Origin of the sequence: Amycolatopsis keratiniphila, from assembly GCF_000400635.2 — a bacterium.
Taxonomy (GTDB): Bacteria; Actinomycetota; Actinomycetes; order Mycobacteriales; family Pseudonocardiaceae; genus Amycolatopsis; species Amycolatopsis keratiniphila.
Genome location: NC_021252.1, coordinates 145786 through 160782 on the forward strand (window position 1 = coordinate 145786; position 14997 = coordinate 160782).

17 protein-coding genes are annotated in these 14997 nt (G+C 69.2%); 8 read left to right on the forward strand and 9 right to left on the reverse strand.

What is annotated here, in order from left to right; genetic code table 11:
- Window positions 1-20 precede the first annotated feature (20 nt).
- Complete coding sequence (locus tag AORI_RS41665; RefSeq protein ID WP_016330592.1) at window positions 21-233, reverse strand: hypothetical protein; 213 nt, start codon at window positions 231-233, stop codon at window positions 21-23.
- A 289-nt stretch (window positions 234-522) separates the two neighbouring features.
- Here AORI_RS41665 and AORI_RS41670 point away from each other — a divergent pair, with 289 nt between their 5' ends.
- From AORI_RS41670 to AORI_RS41685, 4 genes are all read left to right on the forward strand, one after another.
- On the forward strand, window positions 523-1404 hold the full coding sequence (locus tag AORI_RS41670) for a DUF5926 family protein (RefSeq protein ID WP_016330593.1): 882 nt from the start codon (window positions 523-525) through the stop codon (window positions 1402-1404).
- A 73-nt stretch (window positions 1405-1477) separates the two neighbouring features.
- On the forward strand, window positions 1478-1831 hold the full coding sequence (locus tag AORI_RS41675; protein ID WP_043848499.1) for a DUF952 domain-containing protein: 354 nt from the start codon (window positions 1478-1480) through the stop codon (window positions 1829-1831).
- Between the two features lie 184 nt (window positions 1832-2015).
- The gene (locus AORI_RS41680; RefSeq protein WP_043848500.1) at window positions 2016-2528 is read left to right on the forward strand and encodes a SigE family RNA polymerase sigma factor; all 513 of its coding nucleotides are present in this window, start codon (window positions 2016-2018) and stop codon (window positions 2526-2528) included.
- Window positions 2525-3370, forward strand: a complete 846-nt coding sequence (locus AORI_RS41685; protein WP_016330596.1) for a hypothetical protein — start codon at window positions 2525-2527, stop codon at window positions 3368-3370. The genes AORI_RS41680 and AORI_RS41685 overlap by 4 nt, the downstream gene beginning before the upstream one ends.
- Before the next feature lie 68 nt (window positions 3371-3438).
- On the opposite strand, the gene AORI_RS41690 is transcribed toward AORI_RS41685, so the two are convergent.
- From AORI_RS41690 to AORI_RS41700, 3 genes are all read right to left on the reverse strand, one after another.
- A complete protein-coding gene (locus tag AORI_RS41690) occupies window positions 3439-3990 on the reverse strand; it encodes a ferritin (protein WP_016330597.1) in 552 nt (183 codons plus the stop codon).
- A 157-nt stretch (window positions 3991-4147) separates the two neighbouring features.
- Window positions 4148-5359, reverse strand: coding sequence for an arginine deiminase (locus AORI_RS41695; protein WP_081809618.1), 1212 nt, complete (start codon window positions 5357-5359; stop codon window positions 4148-4150).
- Window positions 5360-5372: 13 nt separating this feature from the next.
- Window positions 5373-6170 carry a CPBP family intramembrane glutamic endopeptidase gene (locus AORI_RS41700; RefSeq protein WP_016330599.1) on the reverse strand — a complete coding sequence of 266 codons (798 nt, stop codon included), beginning with the start codon at window positions 6168-6170 and terminating at the stop codon, window positions 5373-5375.
- 23 nt (window positions 6171-6193) lie between these two features.
- Here AORI_RS41700 and AORI_RS41705 point away from each other — a divergent pair, with 23 nt between their 5' ends.
- The gene (locus AORI_RS41705) at window positions 6194-6655 is read left to right on the forward strand and encodes a PPOX class F420-dependent oxidoreductase (RefSeq protein WP_016330600.1); all 462 of its coding nucleotides are present in this window, start codon (window positions 6194-6196) and stop codon (window positions 6653-6655) included.
- Here the strand turns inward: AORI_RS41705 and AORI_RS41710 are convergent.
- On the reverse strand, window positions 6652-7443 hold the full coding sequence (locus tag AORI_RS41710; RefSeq protein WP_016330601.1) for a DUF2470 domain-containing protein: 792 nt from the start codon (window positions 7441-7443) through the stop codon (window positions 6652-6654). The genes AORI_RS41705 and AORI_RS41710 overlap by 4 nt on opposite strands.
- Window positions 7444-7537: 94 nt before the next feature.
- Here AORI_RS41710 and AORI_RS41715 point away from each other — a divergent pair, with 94 nt between their 5' ends.
- Window positions 7538-8545, forward strand: coding sequence for a hypothetical protein (locus tag AORI_RS41715; protein ID WP_016330602.1), 1008 nt, complete (start codon window positions 7538-7540; stop codon window positions 8543-8545).
- Window positions 8546-8833: 288 nt separating this feature from the next.
- Here the strand turns inward: AORI_RS41715 and AORI_RS41720 are convergent, their stop codons facing one another.
- From AORI_RS41720 to AORI_RS41730, 3 genes are all read right to left on the reverse strand, one after another.
- On the reverse strand, window positions 8834-9574 hold the full coding sequence (locus tag AORI_RS41720) for a hypothetical protein (protein ID WP_016330603.1): 741 nt from the start codon (window positions 9572-9574) through the stop codon (window positions 8834-8836).
- Between the two features lie 11 nt (window positions 9575-9585).
- Window positions 9586-11403: a substrate-binding and VWA domain-containing protein gene (locus tag AORI_RS41725; RefSeq protein WP_016330604.1), complete on the reverse strand. Its 1818-nt coding sequence runs from the start codon at window positions 11401-11403 to the stop codon at window positions 9586-9588.
- A gap of 118 nt (window positions 11404-11521) precedes the next feature.
- Window positions 11522-12697, reverse strand: a complete 1176-nt coding sequence (locus tag AORI_RS41730; RefSeq protein WP_016330605.1) for a homogentisate 1,2-dioxygenase — start codon at window positions 12695-12697, stop codon at window positions 11522-11524.
- An 85-nt stretch (window positions 12698-12782) separates the two neighbouring features.
- Here AORI_RS41730 and AORI_RS41735 point away from each other — a divergent pair, with 85 nt between their 5' ends.
- Both AORI_RS41735 and AORI_RS41740 read left to right on the forward strand, forming a co-directional pair.
- Window positions 12783-13637: a hypothetical protein gene (locus tag AORI_RS41735; protein WP_016330606.1), complete on the forward strand. Its 855-nt coding sequence runs from the start codon at window positions 12783-12785 to the stop codon at window positions 13635-13637.
- Window positions 13634-14275, forward strand: coding sequence for an IclR family transcriptional regulator (locus tag AORI_RS41740; protein WP_016330607.1), 642 nt, complete (start codon window positions 13634-13636; stop codon window positions 14273-14275). The genes AORI_RS41735 and AORI_RS41740 overlap by 4 nt, the downstream gene beginning before the upstream one ends.
- A 4-nt stretch (window positions 14276-14279) precedes the next feature.
- Here the strand turns inward: AORI_RS41740 and AORI_RS41745 are convergent, their stop codons facing one another.
- Window positions 14280-14942, reverse strand: coding sequence for a DUF998 domain-containing protein (locus AORI_RS41745; RefSeq protein ID WP_016330608.1), 663 nt, complete (start codon window positions 14940-14942; stop codon window positions 14280-14282).
- Window positions 14943-14997 lie beyond the last annotated feature (55 nt).

Here is a 14997-nt window from a genome sequence, read left to right on the forward strand (position 1 = left end):
CGCCCCGGCGCGGCAGGGAGCTACAGATGCAGCCAAAGCCGCAGGTGCAGGTGCAGCCCGTGGTGGTGGTGGCCGGGGTGATGGCCGACGCACAGCAGCAGGCAATGTCGCGCCTGGTCGGCTCTGTCGGACTGCGGCGCGGCCGAAGCCGTGCCCGCCGCGGGCCCGGCCAGCATCAGACCGAGTGCCACGGGAAACGCGGCCAGCGCTGCCCGGCGCTTCGAGGTGCTCATCTGTGATCCCTTCTCCGCACTACGGCACCGGATGGCGCCGTGATCGAGTATTCGGTGCGGTACGGGGAAAACGGCAGGCTGATCACCCGCGATTAGATCGTCCGGCTGATGACAACCGTTTTCAGTCACGTTTCCGTGGTACCCGGATGGCCGCTGAAACCCGCCGATCCGGTCGATCCGGTGGGCGGCCGGGTGTCGTGCGCGCCGTCTTCGTCACCAACCCCGGGGGCCTTACGAGGCGCGGGCCTTCCCGCGATAGCGTTCCGAACCGAGCTTTGAGGAGGCTGACGTGGGCAAGGGTTCGCGCAAGAAGGGTCCCAAGACGACCTCGGACCGCAAGCCGAAGGTGCGCGACGTCTTCGTCGGCCAGCCCTTCGAGGGGCTCGCGGCGGAGACCGAGCTGATCGCGCTGCGCGAGTTCGTCCCGTCGGCGACGGCGGCGCTCACGCTGGGCTCCGGCGAGAAGGTCACCCTCGGCACGGTGCTGCCGATGGCGGCGGCCGCGTTCGTCCGGTCCGACGGCGAGCGCTACATCGGGATGCAGGTGCAGACCCGGTCCTCGGACATCAGCCGCGACCTCGGCCGCGCGCTCAAGTGGGTGCTGGAGGCCAAGGAGGGTGACGTGCTGTCCGTGCCGGACACCACGACGCCGCCCACCGCCGACGAGAAGGCCCGGCTGCAGGACCTGCTCGACACGGACGTCGAACTCGACGTCACGCTCTACAACGACTTCGCCTGGTGGCTGCCCGAGGACGCCGACGCGAGCGGAGACGTCGCGCTGTCCCTCGAGCGCGCGAACGCGGCGATCATGCCGACCGAACGCCTCGGCGCGGGCGCGTACTGGGTGCTCGCCGGTGAGAAGGCGCACCTGCGCTGGGTCCGCCCCGAGCCGGAGAACCTGCTGCTGCAAGCGCTTGCGCGGCTGTCCGCGGCCGGTGAGCTCGGGCTCGGCGAGGGCTCGCGCTACGCCGGTTCGTTCCGCGCGCACGGGCTGCTCGTCCCGGTGTGGGACCTCGACCCCGAGGCCCACGCCCGCGAGTGGGCCGACGCGAAGGACCAGCTCGGCACCCGGCTCGAGGCCGCGCTGAAGTCCCTCGACACCGAGCCGCTCAACGCCGCCGAGCGCCGCTCGCGCGACGGCCTGATCGGCCGCCAGCTCACCATCCGCTGATCCCTTTCCCGCGCGTTTCGTCCTCTGGATGCGGGCTCCGCATCCAGAGGACGAAATGCGCGAGGATGGCCGCGTGATCCTTCATATCTGCGGCGAGGACGAGTGGGCGGCGGTGCCCGAAGGCGGCGTCTACACCGCCGCGTCGCTCGATTCCGACGGCTTCATCCACTGCTCGGACCCGGGAACGGCGCATATCCCGGCCAACGCCGTGTTCCCCGGCCGCACCGATCTGGTGCTGCTGGAGATCGACCCGGCGCTCGTCGGCGCGCCCGTCGTCTGGGAGAACGGGGACCCGCCGCATCCGGCCGGTATCCAGTTCCCCCACGTGTACGGGCCGATACCCCGTAACGCCGTGGTGGCCGTTCACGAATTCCCTGTTCAGGGGGACGGTTCGTTCAGAATTCCCGACTCCGTGTCGAGGCGTTGAGCAGACGACCCTCGAACTGGTTCGCGGCTGGAGACAACCTGTGGGGGCGGTCATGCGTTTCGGGAGAGGTGGGCCAGGCAGACCTGGCCAGGTGACCCCGGGAGGAGGCGATACGGTGACCGCTGCCGCGACGGTCATCCCGGGGACGGACGTCTGGGATGCCGGCGAGAGCCGGACCAATGACGTGCCCGGTGAGCTCACGGACTTCGGCGACTTCGTGCGGGCCGGCCTTCCGGGCCTGCTGAGGTACGGGCACGCCCTCACCGGGAACCCGCACGACGCCGCCGACCTGGTCCAGACCGTGCTGGAGAAGATCGGCTCCCGCTGGTCGTACGTCCAGCACAAGACCGGCGACCCGATGGCCTACATCCGCCGCTCGATGGCGAACGCGCACATCAGCCGCTGGCGCCGGACCAAACGCGAGAGCCTCGTCGCCGACCTGCCGGACGTCCAGCCGTACAGTCCGGCCGATCCGTTCGAGCACGAGCCGTTGTGGCAGGCGTTACGCGCGTTGCCGCCGAGGCAACGAGCGGTGATGGTCCTGCGTTACTACGAGGGGCTGTCCGAAGCGGAGATCGCGGATTCGCTCGGGGTCAGCCAGGGCACCGTCAAAAGCCAGGCGAGCAAGGCGATCGCGTCGCTGCGGAACAAGCTCGCGTTGGCCGAGCCCAAGGACGAAGGGAGGGAAGCGGGATGAACATGTCCGACGAGGACGTGCGGCAGCAGCTGCGTGAGCTGTTCTCCGACGAGCGGCTGGGCGCGGGGTCCACGCTGAATCCCGAGGCGATCGTCGCGGGCGCCCGCCGTCGCCGTCGCCGTCGTCAGCTGATGCAGACGACGAGCGGGATGGCCGCCGCGGTGGTCCTGCTGGGCGGCGGGCTCACCGTCTTCACGATCCACGACAAGGACAACGGAGCGGCCTTCCCCGGCGGCGACCAGCTCACCATGGGCGCGGCGTCGTCGAGCCTGGCGCAACCGGGGCCGGGAAGTCCGGCGCCGCCGGCCTCCGCGCCGGTGGAGCAGCCGAACCAGACGCCCGCGCCACCGCAGTCGACCGCCTCCGATGGGCCCGCGAAACCGCCGAAGAGCACTCCCGCCACGAAGCCGCCCACGCAGCGCAAGGTGACCACTGGCGCGCTGCTGACTTCCGTCGGCTTCGGCAAGCTCCGGCTCGGGATGAGCGAGTCCGAGGCGGAGGCCACCGCCGGTCCGTTGCGGGCGAAAGAGGTCCGGGGCGCCTGCACCTACGGTTACGCGGACGAGGGGGCGGCCGTTCCGCTGTCGACGTCGGTGTCGCTGACCGAGGGCGACGGGATCACCGTCATCAACCCGACGGGTACGGTGCACACCCCGGAGGGGATCGGTGTGGGTTCGACCGAGGCCGACATCCTCGCCGCCTATCCCGGCAGCACCAAGGACGGCAGCTCCTACGTCGCGCCGGTCAGCGCGGTGAGCGCGTACCGGATCTCCGTGGCCGACGACGGATCGGCCGTCCGCATCCTGCTGACCAGCATCAACCAGGACTGTCAGTTCAGCTGACGAAACAAAGAAAACCCGGGCTTCTCCAAGGGGGAGAGCCCGGGTTTTCTTCGTGGTGGGAGCGTTGGTCAGAGTGCGCCGCCCGCGACCGGGGGCATCCCCGAGTCGGCGCCGCCGTCACCGACGGACTCGCGGTGCAGGTGGTTCTCCACCTCGAACAGGTTGCCGTCGGCGCGCTTGACGATGTTGAGCAGGGTGGACATCTGGGAGATCTCCTCGACCTGCTCCTTGAGGAACCACTGCGTGAACTGCTCGCCGATGTAGTCCTCTTCGGCGCGCGCGGCCTTGGCCAGCTGCTGGATGTCGGTCGCGACGTCCTTCTCCTGCTGCAACGCGAGCTCGATGAGCTCACGGACGTCGGAGAAGTCGTTGCGCACGTCGCCGGTGCCGGGGATCTCCACGTGGTGGTCGGTGTCCAGCATGTACTGGACCAGCGCCATCGCGTGGTTCCGCTCTTCGACGGACTGCTTGTAGAAGTGCTTGGCGAGCTGCGGCAGGTCCTCGGCGTCGAACCAGACCGCCAGCGCGATGTACTGCTGGGAGGCGTTGAACTCGTTGTGGATCTGCGCCTGCAGCAGTTCGTAGAACTTGGAGCGCGGTTGCTTCTTGATGAGGGCCATGTGTTCGACGATACGGCATTCCCCTATTCGATTTCCACTTTTTCCTGGTGATGTGCCCCCTATTAGGTTACCATTACCGATAATAGGTCCGCCTCAATTAAGTAAGCCTTCCCTAATCAATGGAAATCAATTAGGGAAGGCTTACTTAATTTCTGTTTCAGATGCTTTCGCGCCGGATCGGGCACGACATGCAGCGCGGGCCGCCGCGGCCGGAGCCCAGCTCGGAGCCGGTGATGGCCAGTACCTCGATACCGGCTTCCGCCAGGCGCGCGTTGGTTTCCACATTACGTTCGTACCCGACGACGACGCCGGGCGCGAGGGCGAGGGTGTTGTTCCCGTCGTCCCATTGCTCGCGTTCGGCGGTGACCGGATCGAGGCCGGTGTCGATGACGCGAAGCCGTTCGATTCCCATTGCCTCGGCGGCCGCGGTGAGGAATGGGGCCGGGCCTTCCACCTTCACCGAACCGTCGTCGGTCGGCCGCATGGTGAATGCGGTCAGCGAATCGCGGGAAAGCGGATACATGACGACGGCGTCGGCCGCGACCATCGTGCAGACGGTGTCCAGATGCATGGTCGCGCGGGTCTGCTGGATCGGGACGGCGAGCACGGTGTGCGCGATCCCGTCGGCGAACACCGACCGGGCGAGGGATTCCGCGCCCGCCGCGGTCGTCCGCTCGCCGACACCGATGGCGAGGACGCCCGGCGAGAGCAGCATGACGTCGCCGCCCTCGATCGGCGCCGAATGCGCGCCGTACGCGCGGGACGCGTGCCGGAACCACGGGTGATAGGCGTAGATGAGGTCCAGTACGGCGGTCTCGCGGACGCGCGCGGGCATGGTGAGCGAAGAGACCGCGACCCGGTCGCCGATCCACGCGGACGAGTCACGGGTGAACAGCAGGTTCGGCAGCGGATCGACGGCGAAGTCGTTCGGATGGTTCATCAGCCGCACCAGCGAGGCGCCCTCGGCGGCGGGCAGTTCCTCGAAGGTCATGCCGGCCATCAGGACCTCGGCCAGCGTCGCCGGGGCCGCGCTCGACAGGTGGGAGCGGAGGGAAACGGCCAGGTCGGGCCCGAGCCGCCGCTCGTCGACGGCCGCGTGGACGCCCGCCGCGTGGGCGCGGGTGTCCGAGAGCGCCGTGCGCAGCGCGTCGGCCAGGAGCAGCACCTCGACACCGCGGCCGCGCAGCACCTCGGCGAACGCGTCGTGCTCCTCCTGCGCGCGGTCCACCCACGGGATGGAATCGAACAGGAGCTGGTCGTTGTTGCGAGGCGTGAGCCTTTTGAGCTCGTTGCCGGGCCTGTGCAGCAGCACCGCGCGCAGGGGGCCGACTTCGCTGTCAACTCGGGGTGGAGTCGTCTCGTCAATCACGGTTTCACCCTAGCTAGGGAAGCCAGGAAACTCGCCCTTTGAGCAGCGCGTATCCGACGAAGGAAACGAAATCCAGCGCGGTGTGCGCGGCGATCAGCGGCCACAGCCGGTTCGTCTTCTGCCACAGCCTGCCGAACACCAGGCCCATCACGACGTTGCCGACGAAACCGCCGAAACCCTGATAGAGGTGATAAGACCCGCGAAGCACCGAAGACGCGACAAGCGCGGAGTTCTCGCGCCAGCCGAGCTGCCGCAGCCGGGTCAGCAGGTACGCGACGACGAGCACCTCTTCGGCGAACGCGTTCCCGAAGGCCGACAACGTCAGCGTGATCGGACGCCACCACGTCTCGCCCAAAGTGGACGGTTGCACCGACAGGCTGAACCCGAGGCTGTACGAGAGGAAATACAGTCCCAGCCCCGGAATCCCGATCACCGCGGCGAGCAGGAGTCCGTGAATGATGTCGCGGCCGGGACGCCGTTTGTCGAGCCCGATCTCCGCCAGCTTCATCCCGCCGCGCCACAACAGGTACAGCCCGAGCGCGCCCCAGCCGACCAGCTGGCCGGCGCTCAGGAGCTGCTTGAGCAGGTCGACCAGGCTCAGGGTCGCCTGGGGGACGTTCAGCTGGGCCTGTTGCTGCGCCAGCGGCACCGGCTGCAGCAGCGAGTCCACAAGGGACAGCAGGCTGCGCAGCCCGGACAGGCCGAGGGTGATGCCGAAGACGACGATGAGTTCGATGACGATCGCGCGGCGGCGCGCCGGATCTTCCACGAATTCCGGCAGCGCCGGGCGTTCGGGACGCAGCCAGCTCATCGGCCGCACGTTACCGTCGGGTCATGCCAAGGAGTATCGCGACCAACGAAACCGTCGACCGGGCCGCGCTCGTCGACTTCTTGTCCACTCGTCACCGCGCCATCCTGATGACCACCAAGACCGACGGTGGCCCCCAGCTTTCGCCGGTGACCTGCGGAGTCGACGCGGAAGGCCGCTTGGTCATCTCCACCTATCCGAAGCGCGCGAAGGTCGTCAACATCCGGCGCGAGCCGAAGGTGTCCGCCTGTGTCCTTTCCGACGAGTGGAACGACCGGTGGGTGCAGCTGAACGGCACCGCCGAGGTGCTCGACCTCCCCGACTCGGTCGAGCCGCTGGTCGACTACTTCCGCGCGATCTCCGGTGAGCATCCCGACTGGGACGAATACCGCGAAGCGATGGTGAAGCAGGGCAAGAGCATCATCCGCGTCACCATCGAATCGTGGGGCCCGATCGCCAAGGGCGGGTTCCCGGCGGAACTCGCCTAACCCTGCGGGAAGTACGGGCAGCCGACCAGGCGGCGGATCTCGCCGCTCAACTGCTGCGGCCCTTCGACCGGCCGCGAGAACGCGAGCCGGACGTCGTGGTCGCCGGAGTCGGCCTCGACGCGCAGCCGCAGCCCGTAGCGGTCCAGCCCCAGCGGCCGGATCCAGCCGTCGCGCAGTTCGGCGGGCACGTGCTTGGCGAGCTGCTGGACGACGTCGGCGTGGTCGGTCTCCAGATGCCGCAGCCACGCGGCCTCGTAGTCGTGGAACGGGTCCGGCGGCGCGGCGCTGAACATATGCGGCCGGAGCGAATGCGTGCCCTCGGCGTCCGCGAGCACCAGAGACGCCGGGGTCAGCCGCAGCAGCGTCAGACCGTGCCCGACGTCCAGCAGCCGCTCGTCCGGGCGGGTTTCGGCGATGGAAACCGCGCGGGCGCGCGCCGACACCTCGGAAAGCGGCCGGAGCCAGCCCGTGATCCACAGCAGCCCGCGGATGGGCTCACGCAGGTCGACCGGCGCCTGATCGGTCAGTTCGACCATCACCGCGAGCTCGCCGCGCTGTGCCTCGTGCGCGCGTTTCACCAGGTGGTGCTCGTCCGGCAGCAGGATGCTGACGCTGCCGCTCGGGTGCACGTGGTGCAACTCCGGAATGACACGGCCGCACTGTCCGGGCAGGTCACGCTGCTCGGCGGTCGGCATCAGCGTCGCCGGCCCGTTGCGGGTGGCGATCGTCTTCGCGCGTTCCGCGGGGTTCGGCGCCGGCGGGCGGCGGATGGACGTCGGTGTGGTCACGGCTCACCTCCTACTTAGGTGAGCCTAACCTGATCTGGCCGCCGAGTGGAAGTAGCCTGGATCACGTCTCACCGCACGCGTATACGTTCACCTGGTGGAAGACCACAGAATCCGGGTGCTCGAACCACCCGAGGGGGTTCCGGCGAAGAACATGCCGGTCCTGACGGCCCTTCTCGACCGCAACACCGTGACCACCGGGACGACCGCTGTCGCGACCGGACTGCTTGTGGTGCTGGGTGCCGTGCTCGCGGTTTCGGGGGGCTACGGGGTCGCCGTGCCCTCGGCCCTCCTTGTCCTCATGACACCGGCTTCGCTCATCTTCGGCTCCTCCGCCCTTGCCGGATCCTCGTCGATGCGGAAGCTGGCCGGCAAACCGTTCCGCCTGGTGAGCGGGCTGGACGGCGCCCTCGTCGCCGGTTCGCGGGTGAGCGTTCCCCTGGACGGGCGGTGGCTCGTCGTGCGATTTTCCGCCCCGCTCCGCACGCAACTCGCGGCCCAGCGGAGGCTCTGGGTGCTCGGACGGTTCGTCGTGCTGCCCGGTGTCGTCGTCCCGCGTCGCGGCGCTTTCCGCGACAAGCCGGTGAAGGGCTCGGTCCCGTTCGCCTTCGAACCGGTGTCGCCGGGCCGGATGCTCGCGACCCAGCGGCGGCTGCTGTCCGCGTACTACTTCCTCGGCGCGGTGATTTCGCTCGCCGCGAGCGCGTTCGGCTTCTGGGTGGAGGCGGACCTTCCGCAGCGGGACAGCGCCGTGGTGAAGACCGCGGGATTCTTCAGTTACGGCTTCGCGGTGGGTGCCGTCGGGCTCGCGATCGTCGCCGTGGTGCTGCTCAGGAAGCTGCCCGAGCCGCGGTGGACCGAACTCGCCGTCGTGTCCGGGCCGGCGTCGGTCAACCTCTTCGGCATGGTCACGTGCAAGGGCCGGACCGTCCTGCCCGGCGGTCGCGAGGTCACCGTCACCGCGGGCGGTTCGGATCCGTCCTTGGCCGCCAACATCGCCGCGACCGGACGGCTGTGGGTGCTCGGCGAACCGGCGGCCGGGAAGACGGCGCAGGCCGGAGTGCCGGGGTACGCGGTTTTCGGGCCGGTCAGATTCGGGCGGTGAGCGGTAAAGAGCGTTAGAACGCAATGCCACCTGGCTTATCGAGGGGGAGATTCTGTCCAGGGGTCGTGAGTGGTAAATGTCGTTCTAACGGACTCGTATTTACCTGCCCACTGGTGTGATTGGCGGTCGACGGGGGAAGATTCCGGCCGTTGAACGTCCGGAATCTTCGCCCGGCAGCCGCGGAACCACCACTCTCGCCCAGTTAGGCGTGGGTAGGTAAATACCGGTCCGCTCTAACGCTCTTTACCACTCACGACCCCGCGCGAAGATGCGCAAAGATCGGTGAAGTCAGCCGAGCGAGCGCCGCGTCGCCTCCTCGGTCTCCACGACACCCCGCCGGATCCCTTCCAGCTGCTCGCTCAACTCGCCGATCGTGGTGGTGTCGAGCAGGGAATCGCCGGTGGCGGCCGAAAGTTCGGCCGCCCTGGCGACCAGGCCGTCGAGGCCGAGCGCGCCGGAGCGCAGCTGTGCCAGCAGTTTCCGCTGCGCGCTCGAAAGCCTGGTGTGCACGTCTTCCTGAGCCTGCACCGATTCGAGCGACTGGTTCAGGTCGCCGCGGATGTCGTCGTCGGCGGTCTTCAATTCCTTGCGCAGCCGCGCTTTCTCGGCCGACACCGCGCCGAGGTCCACGCGCGCCAAAGCCTTGCCGGTGGCGGACGTGCGCGCGGCCAGCCGCCGGAGGGTGTCGACGGTTTCCTGTACCACCGGCTCCATGGCGGCCACCCGGTCCGCGAGCGGGCCGGTGCCGAGCGAAGCGGAAATCGAGCGGAAGCCGTCGGCCGCGGCTTCCGCGCGCCGCATCCAGCCCGCCTCGGGCGAGCCGGGCTCGACGTCGGGAAGCGGTCGTTCTTCGGGCTCCGGCAACGGTTTCGGCCGGGTGGCGGCGGCGACCCCGGCCCGGGCGGCGAGCACGGTCACGCCGACGCCGAGCGCGGCGAGCACCGGCAGCTGCACGGCCCAGGCCGCACCCGCCGACGTCGCCGCGAGGAGAAGTCCCCACGGTTCGGCGAGCTCACGGACGAAGCGCATATCCGAGGATCTCAGAAATTCGAGATCACGGCGGTGAAGACCTGATCGATCGAGTCCGGTTTGGACGAGTCGTACCCGACGCCCTGGGTGGTCTCGGCGATCTCCTTGAGCACGTTCAGATCCGCGTCCGACCCGTAGGCGATGGTGAACAGCCGCACCGCCTCGCCACCGCCTTCGGTCCGCAGCTGCCCGACGAGGTTCGGCAGATCGATCCCGCCCGGATCCTCGTTCCGGCCGTCGGTGAGCACGACGACCGCGTTGATCGCGTTCGGATCCAGCCGCTGTTTCATGAATTGGTAGGCCGCGAGCGACGAGTCGTAGAGCCCCGTCCCGTTCTGCGGGGTCAGCCCGTTCAGCCGCGACGCGAGCTCCTGCCTGCCCGGCTCACCGCCGATCGGCGACACCGGCCGGAGTTCGACGTAGTCCTTGTCGCCGTCCAGTTTCGTCGAGAACATCCACAGCCCGACCTTGTCGGCGTCGCTGAACTGCGGCAACGACGCCACGGCGGCCTGCTTCGCGAGATCCATCTTGTTCTTGCCGGTCCCGCTGACGCCGTCGCCCATCGACCCGGAGACGTCGACGACCAGCAGCACGTTCGCCTTCTTCCGCAGGTCCTTCCACGACTTCAGCACCTCGGTCAGCACCGGCGGGCTCGGCGGGCGGATCAGGTTGAGCTTCGAATCCGGCTCGGCGCCGTTCTCCTTCGTGGTCTGAGATCCGGGCTTCCCGTCGAACGTGCGGAAGCCGATGTCGCTGAACTTCTGCTGCGCTTCGGCGCCGCGCAGATGCGCGAGGAAGTCCGCCGCGACCTGCTTGCGGATGTCGTCGGTCCAGTTCAGCACGGTGAACGGGTGATCGGAGTTGAGCGTGCCGTCGCTCGGATAGATCCCGGCGAGGGGCACCTTCGGCGGCGCGTGCTGGCCGCGTTTCGCCGGATCGTTCGTGGGATTGCCCTGGTTGTACCCGACGAGCGAGTTCTCCTCGACCGTCACCGCCGAGATGTACGACATCGCGGCGCCGCGGTCGTCGGCCTTCTGCAGATTCGTCAGGAACGTCAGCGTGTTGTCGCCGTAGTGGACGATGGCCTGCTCGACGTTCTGCACGAACGTCCGCGCCTCGGGCTTCGCGAGCGCGTTCGCGGTGAGGTCCGAAGACGTGCCCGTCGCCGCGTAATAGGCGCCGATCGTGGCGTTCAGGCCGGAGGTCGAGATGTTCGGATTCGTCTTGCCCAGCCGGAACTTCCCCCATTCCGGATGGCCGTATTTCGCCCAGCCCTGTGGATCCGTGGCGAGCGCGGCGAGATCCTTCCAGCCGATGCCCTTGCCCGGCCAGCCGAGCGCTTCGGCCATCGGCTTCGGCATCGCGACGACCAGCGGCGCGTTCGCGACGGACTCGGGCTCGCCCTCCGGCACCAGCGCGGGGTGATCGGAGCCGGTGAGGTTCTGGCGCAACAGGTTCACCCAGCCGGACGCGGCGGGCGTCCAGACGTCCGGCCGCGGGCCGTCCACCGCCTCGTTCCAGCCGCGGGACAGCGCCTGCATCGCGGTGCCGGACGATTTCGACTGCACGAGCACGTCGACACAGCGCCCGGCCACTGTGCGGCCGCTGTACCCCTTGGCGATTTCGGCGACCACGCCCGCCTTTTCCGGCGAAGACGACACCTGGAGCTTGACCGCGTCGCCCGTCGTGCACTTCGCTTCCACGGCCTCCTCGCCGGAGTCGCTCGTGAGCGCGCGCAACCCGATGATCAGGCCGATGGCGACCACCGCCGCGGCCACGAACGCCAGGACCTTGCGGCCGCCGCGGGACTGCTGAGGATTCACGACCATGGAGAACCTCCGCCGGTGGGGACACCGATTATCCGGAGGTTTCGCCTTGTCAGGCTTGGCGTTGCCGAACCGTTGCGGCCGTGGCGGTACTTATCCCGCCACGGCCGCGACGGGGAAATCAGGCGCCGGGGCCCCGGCCGGACCAGGTCCACGCGTAGCCGTGATCCTCCGACGCGTCGGCCGCTTCGCCGAGGTCCAACGGCGCGAAGGTGTCCACCATGACCGCGGTCTCGTCGAAGAACTGCGCCCCGATCGACGCCTCGGCCGCCCCGGGCTGCGGCCCGTGCGTGAAACCGGACGGGTGCAGCGAAAGCGAGCCGACCTCGATCCCGGAACCCTTGCGCGCCTCGTAGTTCCCGCGGACGTAGAACATCAGCTCGTCCGAGTCGACGTTCGCGTGGTTGTACGGCACCGGGATCGACTCGGGGTGGTAGTCGACCTTGCGCGGGCAGAACGAGCAGACCACGAAGTTCGGGCCCTCGAAGGTCTGGTGCACGGGCGGCGGCTGGTGCACGCGGCCGGTGATGGGCTCGAAGTCGTCGATGTTGAACACCCACGGGTACAGGCAGCCGTCCCAGCCGACGACGTCGAACGGGTGGGTCGCGTAGGTGTAGCGCGTCAGCCCCGCGCGGTGCCGCACGAGGACCTCGACGTCGGTGCCGTCGACGACCAGCGGCTCGGACGGCCCGCGGATGTCGCGCTCGCAGTACGGCGAGTGCTCCAGGAACTGCCCCTTCGCCGACAGGTACCGCTTCGGCGGGCCGATGTGGCCGCGTGCCTCGATGGTCAGCAGCTTGACCCCGTCGTCGCCGTGCGGGAGCACGCGATAGGTGCACGACGTCGGGATGACGAGGTAGTCGCCGTCGCCGACCTCCAGCGAGCCGTAGATCGTCTCGACGGTCGCGCTGCCGCCTTGGACGTAGAACAGCTCGTCGCCGGCCGCGTTGCGGTACAGCGGTGAAGGTTTGGTCGCGTGGACGAAGCCGATGGTGACGTCGGCGTTGCCGAACAGCCGCCGCCGGTCGGTGACCGCGTCGGCGTCGCCGAACTTGAGGTCGTGGGTCTTGAAGGCGCGGGGCTTGAGTGGGTGGTTCGGGGTGATCGGCCCGCGCTCGTCCTCGATCGCGACGGCGTCGACGATCGCGGTGGGCAGGCCGCGGTGGTAGAGCAGCGCCGAGTCCGCCGAGAAGCCCTCGACACCCATCAGTTCCTCGGCGTACAGGCCCCCGTCGGGCTTGCGGAACGCCGTGTGGCGCTTGTGCGGGATCTCGCCTACCTGCCGGTAGTAAGGCATCGGAATCTCCCCGGAACGTGTCCGTTGTGCGAACGATTTTGTCCTGATGTCGTACGCTACTAGCGTGTCAGTCGTGTCAAGCGCTGTGGAACTCACGCCACCCGGCCCCCGAGGAATCCCTCCCCTGTTCGCGCGGCTCGTCGACGACTCGGCGTTGTTCCCGCCCGGTGAGGCGTCCATGCCCGAAGCGCTGCGTGCGCACTTCGCGTCGAGGGCCGGTGAGCACTCCGGCGTCCTCGGTGTGTTCCTGTGCCAGGCGTCGCGGCTGCCCGAGCTCATCACCGAACTCATCAAGATCAAACCCAAGGAACCGCTGCCGCTGTCGCTGATCATCGACACCGGCCTCGGCGGGGTCCCGAAGGCGATCTCGATCGTCGAATCGCGCAGCGAGATCCTCAGCCTGCGCATGGTGGAGATGCCGGCGCCGTCGGACGTCGACGAGGTCTGGCTGGAGCGCGTCTCCGAGTTCGTGCCCGAAGACGTCATCCGCGTGGTCGAGCCGCGGCGCGGCGTCGGCTGGCTGGACGGCGTGCGGAAGGTGATCGAGCACGGCAGCTGGCCGAAGATCCGCTGCGGTGGCAAGGCGGGCGAGAACTTCCCCAGCGTCGACGAGGTCGCCGACTTCCTCGCCGTGGTCAGCGGCTCGACCGGGGCCTCGTTCAAGGCGACGAACAGCCTGCACCGCGCCGTCCGGCACACCGAGGAGTCGAGCGGCTTCACCCATCACGGGTTCCTGAACCTGATCGTGGCTTCCGCGCGCTGCCTCTCCGGTGGCGACGTGCGCGCCGCCCTCGAATCGACCGACGGCGCCGCGCTGGCCGCCGAGGCCAAGGGGATGTCGGACGAGGCGGCGAAGGCCGTTCGCGGGCTCTTCGCGTCCTACGCGGCGGCCTCGTTCGACGAGCCGGTCGCCGACCTCGGGGAACTCGGGCTCTTGTGACTCGTGAAGGGTCGCTGACCCTGGACAGAGGGCTCGCGCTGCTGCAAGCGGTCGCGGACGCCGGTGGCGAGGCGGCGACGATCTCCGAACTCGCCGTCGCCATCGGCGCGAGCCGGGCCGCCGTCTACCGGCTGCTCGTCCCGCTGTCCGAACGCGGCCTGGTGTGGCGCGACGGCAACAAGGTGCGGCTGGGGGTCGGCCTGCTCCGGCTCGCCGGGCAGGTCCTCCCGCAACTGCGCGAGGCCGCGCGGCCGGTCCTGCGCGAGCTGGCGGAGAAGGTCGGCGCCACGGCGCACCTGTCGGTCGCGCAGGGGGACCAGGCGCAGGCCGTCGCCGTCGTCGAACCGTCGTGGACGAGCTTCCACGTGGCCTACCGCGTCGGCACCCGCCATCCGCTGTCCGCCGGCGCGGCGGGCAAGGCGATGACGCTGCGCCCTGGTGGCGGCGAAGGCTGGGTCACCTCGTCGGGTGAGCTGGAGGCGGGGGCCTCCGGGGTCGCCGCACCCGTGCGCGGAGTGCCGGGACTGAAGGCCAGCGTCGGCGTCGTGTCCCTCGAGCCGCTGGACGCCTCCGTGGTCGGGCCCGCGGTGGTGGCGGCCGCCGTCCGGCTGGCCGAGGTGCTGAAGCAGCCCGAATAGCGCGTCAGCGGTGGCTGAGCAGCGGGCGCACCATCGTCGCCAGCAGCGTGAGGTCGACCGCGAACAGCAGCCGCTCGAACAGGCCGAGCGTGACCTCCTGGTGCGACGGGCCGGTGAGCATCGTCCACACGAAGCCGCCGAGCACGATCACCACCGCGGCGAAGCTGGCCACCGAAAGCCGCCGGATCGTCGTGCGGCGCGGCTCCCACGGGCAGCGCGCGCGGCCGGGGCGGGTCAGCACCCAGGCGGCGGCGGGCAGCGCGAGGAAGGCCGCCAGCGCGGCGTAGTTGTGGATCTGGCCTGCCAGCGACCGGGCCTGGCCCTCGGGGTCGACGGGGACGAGCGCGAGGACGAACAGCCCGGCGCACCACACACCGAGCAGGACGAGGACGGACTCGTAGCCCTTGCGGTGCGCCTTCGCGATCCCGCCGAGCAGAGCGAGCGAACCGAACCCCAGTGCCAGGCACATCGCGCCGAACAACGGCGCGGCCGTCGAACCGGGCGAAAGGTAGCCGTAGACGTACTCGGACAGCGTCTGCCAGATCGGGCTCACCTGGCTCGACAGCCGCAGGTGCAGATCGATCGAGATGGCGACGGCGACGGCCATGCCGAAGACCGCGAGCCTGCCGTGCACAGGGGAGACGGCGAGTGTCTTCGGCGAGGTCACGACCGGTTTCTCCAGGCACGTCGGGGCGGGTGTTCACCTTTTCGTTCCCGAAAGG

Excerpts from the sequence above, each read along its gene's own strand:
- AORI_RS41690 (WP_016330597.1), bottom strand. The coding sequence starts at position 3,990 with ATGGCCCTCATCAAGAAGCAACCGCGCTCCAAGTTCTACGAACTGCTG.
- AORI_RS41725 (WP_016330604.1), bottom strand. The coding sequence starts at position 11,403 with ATGGTCGTGAATCCTCAGCAGTCCCGCGGCGGCCGCAAGGTCCTGGCG.
- AORI_RS41665 (WP_016330592.1), bottom strand. The coding sequence starts at position 233 with ATGAGCACCTCGAAGCGCCGGGCAGCGCTGGCCGCGTTTCCCGTGGCA.
- AORI_RS41700 (WP_016330599.1), bottom strand. The coding sequence starts at position 6,170 with ATGAGCTGGCTGCGTCCCGAACGCCCGGCGCTGCCGGAATTCGTGGAA.
- AORI_RS41705 (WP_016330600.1), top strand. The coding sequence starts at position 6,194 with ATGCCAAGGAGTATCGCGACCAACGAAACCGTCGACCGGGCCGCGCTC.
- AORI_RS41730 (WP_016330605.1), bottom strand. The coding sequence starts at position 12,697 with ATGCCTTACTACCGGCAGGTAGGCGAGATCCCGCACAAGCGCCACACG.
- AORI_RS41720 (WP_016330603.1), bottom strand. The coding sequence starts at position 9,574 with ATGCGCTTCGTCCGTGAGCTCGCCGAACCGTGGGGACTTCTCCTCGCG.
- AORI_RS41685 (WP_016330596.1), top strand. The coding sequence starts at position 2,525 with ATGAACATGTCCGACGAGGACGTGCGGCAGCAGCTGCGTGAGCTGTTC.